This is a genomic window from Sulfurospirillum sp. 1307, from assembly GCF_054408545.1.
Genome location: NZ_CP176011.1, coordinates 1,047,000 through 1,055,913 on the forward strand (window position 1 = coordinate 1,047,000; position 8,914 = coordinate 1,055,913).

Sequence of the window (8,914 nt, forward strand, 5' to 3'; positions counted from 1 at the left end):
AAGGAGTCATTTTGACTCCTTTTTCTACATGTATAAAAACTCACCATTTGAACTTCATAGTTTTAAAAACCATAGGATTTTTGTAAAAAGAGATGATTTACTAGATAAGGATTTTTCTGGTAATAAGGCTAGAAAATTTTACTATTTTTTAGTTAATGACTTTTTACATGTAAAGAGGGTTGTGAGCTATGGCTCAAACCAATCAAATGCTATGTATTCGCTTAGTGTGTTGGCAAAATTAAAAGGTTGGGAGTATATTTATTTTACAGATCATATCCCAGAGTTTTTGGAACAAAATCCAGTAGGAAATTATAAATATGCTTTGCAAAATGGTATGAAAATATACAAAAGTAAAGACAGAGCATTTGAAGCCAATAAACTGAGCGATAAAGATACATTGGTGATTCAAGAAGGTGGAAGACAAAAAGAAGCTAAGTTTGGTCTTAAAATCCTAGCAGAAGAATTAAAAGACGATATAAAAAAACAGAACATTAAAAATCCATATGTTTTTTTACCATCAGGAACAGGAGCTACATCTTTGTTTTTGCAAAAATATTTAGACTGTAAAGTTTTTACATGTAGTACTGTTGGAGATGATGAATACTTAAAAAAACAGTGGAGTATGTTAGAAAATAACGAAAAAAATTATCCAACTATTTTAAGCTCACCTAAAAAGTATCATTATGGAAAACTTTATTTAGAGCTATATGAACTTTGGAGTGAGATTAAAAATGAGATGGGTGTTGAGTTTGATTTGATGTATGATGCAGTTGGCTGGAAAAAATTTTTATTACATGTAGAAAAACTAAAAGGTACTCCAATCTACATTCATCAAGGTGGTATTAAAGTAAATGAGTCCATGTTAGCTAGATATGTGCGTAAGTATGGTATAATAAGGTAAAAGGAGTACTTTTATGATTAGAAAAGTAGTAAGACCAGAACATACAAATATTACTATTGATGTGCCAACTAGTTATATTGGTAAAGATATTGAATTTATTATGTTTCCTCTTGAAAATCAAAATCAATTTGAGAAAAGTAGTTTAAAATCTTTAGAATCATTAAGAGGCGTTTTTGCTAAGTATTCTAAAAGTGCTAATATTGAAAAAGAAAAAAATGCTTGGCAAATGCATATTGTAGAAAAATATAATAATGATTAGAATTGATACAAATTATATATTAAGATATTTGTTAGATGATGATGAAAAAATGTCAGATATTGCTGAGAATTTGATTGTTAACAAGGACATATTTATTGCAAATAAAATATTAGCTGAAGTAGTCTATGTTTTAATGGGTGTATACAAAATATCAAAACAAGATATTTCAGAAAAGCTTATTGAGTTAATTAATTTTCATAATATTTTTGTATCTAACAAAAAAGTTATTAACAAAGCTTTGTCAATTTTTAGAACAAAAAACTTAGATTTTGTAGATTGTATTTTGTGTGCTTATTCGAAGCAGGATGAAATTGCAACATTTGATAAAAAATTAAATAGGTGTGTAAAAGATGAAATTAATAAAAACAAGTGATAATAATTTTAATAAAGAATTTAGTGAACTTTTGAGACGAGGGGATATGGATATCCAAAATGTTTCAAAAATAGTTCAAACAATACTAGATGAGATAAAAGTAGATAAAAATGAAGCCATTAAAAGACATATTGAAAAATTTGATGGCTGGGAAGTAAAAAGTGATAATGATTTGGAAATTTCGACATCTAGTATGAAAGAGGCGTATGAAAATCTAGATGATGATTTGAAAAATGCTTTGCAAGTTGCTTATGATAGGATAAAGTCTTATCATGAAAAGCAAAGGCCAACTTCTTGGCTAGATTATGAGAAGAATGGCAATATTTTAGGTCAAAAAGTAAGTGCAGTTGATAGAGCTGGGCTTTATATCCCTGGAGGAAAAGCTGCGTATCCAAGTAGTTTGCTAATGAATGCAATTCCTGCAATTGTTGCAGGAGTTGAAGAGATAGTAGTTTGCACACCAGCACCAAACAATGAGTTAAACGAACTATTACTTGCTGCTATGCATCTATGTGGAATTAAAAAAGCATTTAAAGTTGGTGGAGCAAGTGCGATAGGTGCTATGGCTTTTGGAACGCAAAGCATACCAAAAGTGGATGTCATAACAGGACCTGGAAATATCTTTGTGGCAACTGCAAAAAAGCTTGTTTTTGGCGAAGTAAACATTGATATGATTGCTGGTCCTAGCGAGATTGGAGTTTTAGCTGATGAGACAGCTGATGCTAATCTATTGGCTATTGATTTGCTATCTCAAGCAGAACATGACGAAATGGCGAGTTCTATTTTGATAACTACTTCAGAAGAGATTGCAAAAGAAACTTTAAATAAGATTGATGAGTGGCTAGAGAAGTTAGAGAGAAAAGAGATAGCAAGAACTTCTATTGAAAATAGAGGGGCGATTATCATAACTAAAGATATAGATGAAGCGATTGTACTTATGAACAAAATTGCACCAGAACACTTAGAAGTTGTAACTGTTAATCCATTTGATTTACTTCCAAAAATCAAACATGCTGGAGCAATTTTTCTGGGAAGATACACTCCTGAGCCAATTGGCGATTATATTGCTGGGCCAAATCATACCTTACCAACTGGAGGAACAGCTAAATTTTACTCACCTTTAGGAGTTGAATGTTTTATGAAAAAAAGCTCAGTCATTAGTATGAGTAAAAGTGGTATTGAAAGTATAGGAAAAGAGTGTGCTCTTCTGGCAAAAACAGAAGGCTTAACGGCTCATATGCACTCTGTATTGCAAAGATTGGGTACAGATAAATAAATTTGGCTTAGTTGACGATATAAAGTAATGATAAATTAAGCAATATAAGTGTATATTAGTAATATTTGTTAAAAATAGATTATTTAGGGTTATGTAATGAAAAGTAAAATTTGGGGTATATTTTTAATAGTACCAATGTGTATGTATGCAGTGTCTATAGAAGATATAAATAAAGAAGTGCTTAAAAACTCGCCTCAGATTAAAGAAACAGTTAAATACTATGATTCAATAAAAAAAGATGTTGATATTGCAAAAGCAGGGTATAAACCAACTTTAGATGTAGTTGCTGGATATGGAAGAGAAACAACAAAAAATAGTAGTACGAACTATAAAAATAAAAGCTTAAATAAAAGCGAGATTGGAGTAGTTTTAAATCAGAATCTTTTTGAAGGATTTGGTACAAAATACAATATAAAAAGACAAATAGCAAGGCTTGATTCAGCTGCGTTTGGAGTTTTAGAACAAGCAAATAAAACAGTTCTTAAGATGAGTGAGGTTTATCTTGCTCTTTATAAACAAAATAAGCTTTTAAAACTTGCTCAAGAAAATGTTTTATCTCATATAGAGATTGACAATAAAATAAAAGAAAGAATGAGCGCTGGAGTTGGAACCGAATCTGAATTTAAAGAGAGTGCTAGTAGGTTAGCATTAGCTAGATCAAATGTTGCAGTTGTTGAAAATAATTATAATGATGCAGTTAGTAATTTTGTAAGAATGTATGGATACTATATAGATCCAAATAAACTTGATGAACCAAAAGAGTTAGAAAATCTTCCCAAAACAAAAAAAGAAGCTATTGAGCTATCTAAATCTTTAAATCCTTCACTAAAAGTTCAAAAAGCAAATATTGATGTAGAAAAAAACAATTACAATTATGCAAAAAAAGAGTTTTATCCTAAGATTGATTTAGAAGCTAGAAAAGATTGGAACTATAATGTCGGTGGAGTTGATGGAAAAGATGAGTCATCATCAATCATGTTAAAATTCAATTACAACCTTTACAACGGTGGTGCTGATGAAGCAAGCAGTAAGAAATCATATGAAAATATGCAAAAAGAAAGTGCAGTTTATAGTGATTTAGTAAGAAGAGTAGATGAGAGTATAAACCTTGCTTGGGCATCAAAAGAAGCACTAAAAAGACAGATAAAATATCTTAAAATCCACAAAGAATTAAGTGAAAAAACTCTTAATCTATTTATGGAAGAGTTTGATTTAGACAGAAGAACATTGCTAGATATTTTAGATACTAAAGAAGAAGTTTACTCAGCAAAAAGAGAGCTTATAATCGCAAGGTATGATTATATTTTTGCTCAGTACAGACTTCTTGAAGCCATAGGAACACTTGCTTCTAGATATGATGATAAGTTTTTTGATATTATCAATTTAGATACTAGTATTTATGAGCAAAACTATAACTCTTCTAAAGATGATGATGTTAAAAATATACCTATGATAATGGGAACTGATGAAAACTTAGATGAATTATCCAAAGAATTAAGTAAAAATTTAGTTAAAGATACTAAAAAAGAAATTACACCAAATGAGAATACTCAAGAAATAGACCAACAAGAAGAGAAGCCAGTTTATGTTAGGTTTAAAGTATGGGGTTATGACATAAATGATATTTCTAAAGAAAACATCGTTTCATTTATCAAAGAAGCAAAAAATAATCCAGATGCTAAAATAGAAATATCAGGATATACAGATTCTTGGGAAAAAAGTGAAGTTAATTTGAAAAGATCTAAACAAAGAGCTAATATAGTAGCAAAAGAACTTATAAAAAATGGTATCGATAAGTCAAGATTGATTGTAAATGGATATGGAGAAGAAAATTTCATAGCTGATAATAGTACAAAAGAAGGAAGAGAACAAAATAGACGCGTTGAATTGAAATTGATAAAGTAAAAGAGTAAGTATGAGTGAAAAAAGCTTTTTAAATCAAAAACTACAAGAAGAATCTTCGAGAGACTCTTTGCTTCAGGCATTAGTAATCATAACAAAACTTAATAATAAACCATTTACTGCTGAAGCTCTAATCGAGGGGCTTCCTACGGAAAAAGGACAGGCAAAACCAGAGCTTTTTTCTTTAGATAAGCCAAAATCAGGTTTTTCAAGAGCAGCTGCTAGGGCTGGATTTAGCTCTAAACTTGTAAAAAGAGCTATCAAAGATATCTCACCTTTGGTATTGCCATGTATATTGATACTCAAAGAAAATAAAGCTTGTATCTTAGAAGAGTTTGATGTAGGTAAACAGCATGCAAAGATAATTTTACCGGAGTTTGATGAAGGTGAAATTTGGGTTGATGTAAAAGATTTAGAAAAAGAGTACCTTGGCTTTGCTTTTTATCTTAAAAAGACATACAGACATGAAGAAAAAGAAGATATAAAATTAGAAGATAAAGCTCATCATTGGTTTTGGGGGACTTTGTGGAAGTCTAAAAAGATTTATATAGATGTGATTTTTGCTTCGCTAGTTATCAATATCTTTGTATTGGCAAGCCCACTTTTTACTATGAATGTATATGATAGAGTTGTTCCGAACAACGCTATTGAGACTTTGTGGGTGCTGGCTATTGGAGTAGTTACAGTTTATCTTCTTGATATATTTTTAAAGTTTATTAGGGCGTATTTTTTAGAGATTGCTGGTAAAAAAAGTGATGTCATTATGTCCTCGATTATCTTTGAAAAAGTTATGAATCTAAGTATGTCAGCTAGACCAAAATCTGTGGGATCCTTTGCAAATAATTTAAAAGAATTTGAAAGTATAAGAGGTTTTTTTACATCTTCAACCATCGCTACTATTATTGATTTGCCTTTTGTTTTGATTTTTCTTTTGGTTATTCATTTTATCGGTGGAAGTTTAGCTTTTGTTCCTTTGACAATCATGGTGATCATCTTTGTTTATGCACTCATCTTAAAATCACCACTAAATAAAAGCATAGAAAGCACTTACGAATCAGCCGCTCATAAAAACTCAGTTTTGATTGAATCTTTGAGTAATATAGAAACAATTAAAACAATGGGAGCTGCTGGAACTGCACAGTATCAGTGGGAAGAAGCAACAGGAGATATCTCAACAAAGAGCTTAAAAACTAGGATTTTATCTGCTTCTATTAGCAATGTTACATCTTTTTTTGTTCAACTAAATACCGTAGCAGTTGTGGTCTATGGAGTTTATCTCATCCAAGATAGAGAATTAACTATGGGAGGACTTATAGCAGTTGTTATATTATCATCTCGTGCAATTGCTCCGATAGGTCAAGTAGCTTCACTTTTAGCAAACTACGAACATACAAAAACAGCATATGAAAATATAGACAATATCATGAAACTTCCTGTTGATAGACCAGAAGGCAAAGAGTTTGTCAAAAGAGAAAAGTTCAATGGCATGATAGAGTTTAAAAATGTAACTTTTAAATATCCAGATGAAGATAAAAAAGCTTTAGATAATGTCTCTTTTAAAATAATGCCTGGTGAAAAAGTAGGCATTGCAGGTAAGATTGGCTCAGGAAAAACTACTATCGAAAAGCTTATACTTGGACTTTATCAGCCTCAAGAAGGCTCTATTTTGATTGATGGAATTGATATTAGCCAAATCGATCCAGCTGATCTTAGAAAAAATATCGGCTATGTTCCTCAAGATATTACTCTTTTTAGAGGTACTGTAAAAGAAAACATACTATATAAAGCACCATATGCCAGTGACGAACAAATGCTAAGAGCTTCTATACTATCAGGAGTAGATGACTTTATCAAACTTCATCCAAAAGGCTATGATATGCAAGTTGGTGAAAGAGGAGATGGTTTAAGTGGGGGGCAAAAACAAAGCATTGCGATAGCTAGAGCATTTTTACTTGATTCTCCTATCATACTTTTAGATGAGCCAACAAACTCAGTAGATAATGTCATGGAAGAAAAAATCAAATTTCACTTAGCAAATAACATCCAAGGAAAAACCACGATTTTGATAACTCACAAAACCAATATGTTAGCGCTTGTAGATAGACTTATCATCATGGATAATGGAAAATTGATTTTAGATGGTAAAAGAGATGAAGTGTTAAACAAACTAAGAGCACCAGTAAAATAAGGTTGGGATATGGCTGAAAATGAATTGAAATTTAAAAAAATATCCTCAAAAGATATAAAAACAGACAAATACTATCATCGCTCAGACTTAGAGTACATGAAATCTCTAAGTGCAGCAGTACTAGAAAAATCTACACTAGGTAGTAGGATAATTTTATGGACTATTGTTATAAGCATTTTTGCACTGATTACTTGGGCTTATTTTGCACAAATTGATGAGAGAGTAAGAGGTGAAGCCAAAGTAATACCTGCTAAAAAAGTTCAGGTTGTTCAAAACCTAGAAGGCGGGATTGTAGAGGCAATTTATATAAAAGATGGAGATGTGGTAAAAAAAGACCAGCCACTAATAAAACTTCAAGATGTTTTACTATCAAGTAGCCGTGATGAAAATAAGATAAAAATATATGAGCTAAAAGCTAAAATTAAAAGATTATATGCTGAAGCTTATGGCAAAGATTATGTTGTTGAAAATACAAATGATTTGGATTATAAACTTTTTTTAGAAAATGAAAAAAGTTTATACAAATCAAACATGAAACAACTCCAAAGCTCACTTGAAGTGATTAAATCACAACTTAAACAAAAAGAGAGTGAATTAAAAGAGGCTAGAGCAAAAGTAAAACAGTTAAAAAGGAGTTTGGATTTTCTAACAAAAGAGATAAATATAAAAGAGCCACTTGCTAAAAGAGGAGTTATCTCAAATGTAGATTTAATTCAACTAAAAAGACAGCAAAACGATGCAAAAGGTGAGCTTGAAGCTGTGAAATTGTCTATACCAAGACTAAAAGCGAGTATTGAAGAGTTTGAAAAGAAATACTCTGAAACTATTTTAGGATTTCAAAATAAAGCAAAAGAAGAGCTAAATAGTGCCGAAGCTGAGTTAAAAGCTACAGAAAAAACTATCAATGCTCTAAGCAACAGAGTTCACAGAACAGTAGTTCGCTCTCCAGTAGCTGGAACAGTAAAACAACTTTTTGCAAATACCATCGGTGGAGTAGTACAACCTGGGATGGACATAGTAGAAATTGTTCCAAATGACGATTCTTTGTTACTTGAAGCAAAGATAAAACCTTCAGATATTGCATTTTTATTTGTAGGGCAAGAAGCCACTATAAAGATAACTGCTTATGATTTTTCTATCTATGGTGGTTTAAAAGGAAAAGTTGTCAATATAAGTCCGGATACAATCATGGAAGAAGATAAAAAGATATACTATCTAGTTCAAATAAAAGCTGATAAAAACTACTTAACTTTCAAAGGCAAAAAACTGCCAATCAAAGTAGGTATGGTAGCTAGTGTAGATATCTTAACTGGTAAAAAAACAGTTTTAGATTATCTTTTAAAACCTATATTAAAAGCTAAAAATACAGCTCTTAGAGAGAGATAAATATGCAAATAATTTTGTGTACAAAATCTAAAACTTTACTCTTTCATTGGCTAGAATCACTAAACCAAACCCATAAAGATATTCTACATGTAAAGGATAAGATTGAGTTAGAAAGTAAACTAAAAAATGACGAAAATATTTTGTTACTATTTGATAGTAAGTTTACTAAAGAGCCAAAAGATGATATAGCATTTTATCTCAGTGAGTATCCAAAACTAAAAATCTTGTTTTTAGAAGATATCCCATCATACAAAAATGGAAAACAACTCCTACCTCTTGGCATAAAAGGTTATGGAAACACAAGGATGGCAAAAACTCCACTAAACCAAGCCATAGAGATCATAAAAAGTGAGAATGTTTGGCTATACCCTGAGTTTATGCAAGAACTCATAAAAGATGTAACTCCTACACTAAAGCATGAAACAAATACAGATATATCTAGCCTAACTAAAAAAGAGTTAGAAGTTGCAAAACTAGTTGCAAATGGACTAAGCAATCAAGAAATTGCAGAAAAATTATCTATCTCCCCAGCAACTATCAAAGTCCATCTTCGCTCAATATTCTCAAAACTACATGTAAAAGATAGACTCTCTTTAGCACTTCATATAAAAAATATCTAAATTTACCAC

General features: G+C 31.0%; 8 protein-coding genes. All 8 read left to right on the forward strand.

Translation table 11 applies throughout. The annotated features are described in order from the left end of the window. Nucleotides 1-28 precede the first annotated feature (28 nt). Nucleotides 29-901: a 1-aminocyclopropane-1-carboxylate deaminase/D-cysteine desulfhydrase gene (locus tag ACKGJI_RS05410; protein WP_458701556.1), complete on the forward strand. Its 873-nt coding sequence runs from the start codon at nt 29-31 to the stop codon at nt 899-901. A gap of 13 nt (nt 902-914) precedes the next feature. Next, complete coding sequence (locus ACKGJI_RS05415) at nt 915-1,160, forward strand: hypothetical protein (protein WP_458701557.1); 246 nt, start codon at nt 915-917, stop codon at nt 1,158-1,160. After that, the gene (locus tag ACKGJI_RS05420; protein WP_458701558.1) at nt 1,153-1,533 is read left to right on the forward strand and encodes a PIN domain-containing protein; all 381 of its coding nucleotides are present in this window, start codon (nt 1,153-1,155) and stop codon (nt 1,531-1,533) included. Before ACKGJI_RS05415 ends, ACKGJI_RS05420 begins: the two co-directional genes overlap by 8 nt. Then, complete coding sequence (hisD, locus tag ACKGJI_RS05425) at nt 1,511-2,809, forward strand: histidinol dehydrogenase (protein ID WP_458701559.1); 1,299 nt, start codon at nt 1,511-1,513, stop codon at nt 2,807-2,809. Before ACKGJI_RS05420 ends, hisD begins: the two co-directional genes overlap by 23 nt. Before the next feature lie 96 nt (nt 2,810-2,905). Then, on the forward strand, nt 2,906-4,714 hold the full coding sequence (locus ACKGJI_RS05430; RefSeq protein WP_458701560.1) for a TolC family outer membrane protein: 1,809 nt from the start codon (nt 2,906-2,908) through the stop codon (nt 4,712-4,714). A gap of 10 nt (nt 4,715-4,724) precedes the next feature. Continuing rightward, complete coding sequence (locus tag ACKGJI_RS05435; protein ID WP_458701561.1) at nt 4,725-6,899, forward strand: type I secretion system permease/ATPase; 2,175 nt, start codon at nt 4,725-4,727, stop codon at nt 6,897-6,899. 9 nt (nt 6,900-6,908) lie between these two features. Continuing rightward, nucleotides 6,909-8,285: an HlyD family type I secretion periplasmic adaptor subunit gene (locus ACKGJI_RS05440; RefSeq protein WP_458701562.1), complete on the forward strand. Its 1,377-nt coding sequence runs from the start codon at nt 6,909-6,911 to the stop codon at nt 8,283-8,285. A 2-nt stretch (nt 8,286-8,287) separates the two neighbouring features. Beyond that, on the forward strand, nt 8,288-8,905 hold the full coding sequence (locus ACKGJI_RS05445) for a response regulator transcription factor (RefSeq protein WP_458701563.1): 618 nt from the start codon (nt 8,288-8,290) through the stop codon (nt 8,903-8,905). Nucleotides 8,906-8,914 lie beyond the last annotated feature (9 nt).

Bases quoted from the DNA above. Each gene is read 5' to 3' on its own strand.
- ACKGJI_RS05410 (WP_458701556.1), top strand. From the start codon at position 29: ATGTATAAAAACTCACCATTTGAACTTCATAGTTTTAAAAACCATAGG.
- ACKGJI_RS05415 (WP_458701557.1), top strand. From the start codon at position 915: ATGATTAGAAAAGTAGTAAGACCAGAACATACAAATATTACTATTGAT.
- ACKGJI_RS05420 (WP_458701558.1), top strand. From the start codon at position 1,153: ATGATTAGAATTGATACAAATTATATATTAAGATATTTGTTAGATGAT.
- hisD (WP_458701559.1), top strand. From the start codon at position 1,511: ATGAAATTAATAAAAACAAGTGATAATAATTTTAATAAAGAATTTAGT.
- ACKGJI_RS05430 (WP_458701560.1), top strand. From the start codon at position 2,906: ATGAAAAGTAAAATTTGGGGTATATTTTTAATAGTACCAATGTGTATG.
- ACKGJI_RS05435 (WP_458701561.1), top strand. From the start codon at position 4,725: ATGAGTGAAAAAAGCTTTTTAAATCAAAAACTACAAGAAGAATCTTCG.
- ACKGJI_RS05440 (WP_458701562.1), top strand. From the start codon at position 6,909: ATGGCTGAAAATGAATTGAAATTTAAAAAAATATCCTCAAAAGATATA.
- ACKGJI_RS05445 (WP_458701563.1), top strand. From the start codon at position 8,288: ATGCAAATAATTTTGTGTACAAAATCTAAAACTTTACTCTTTCATTGG.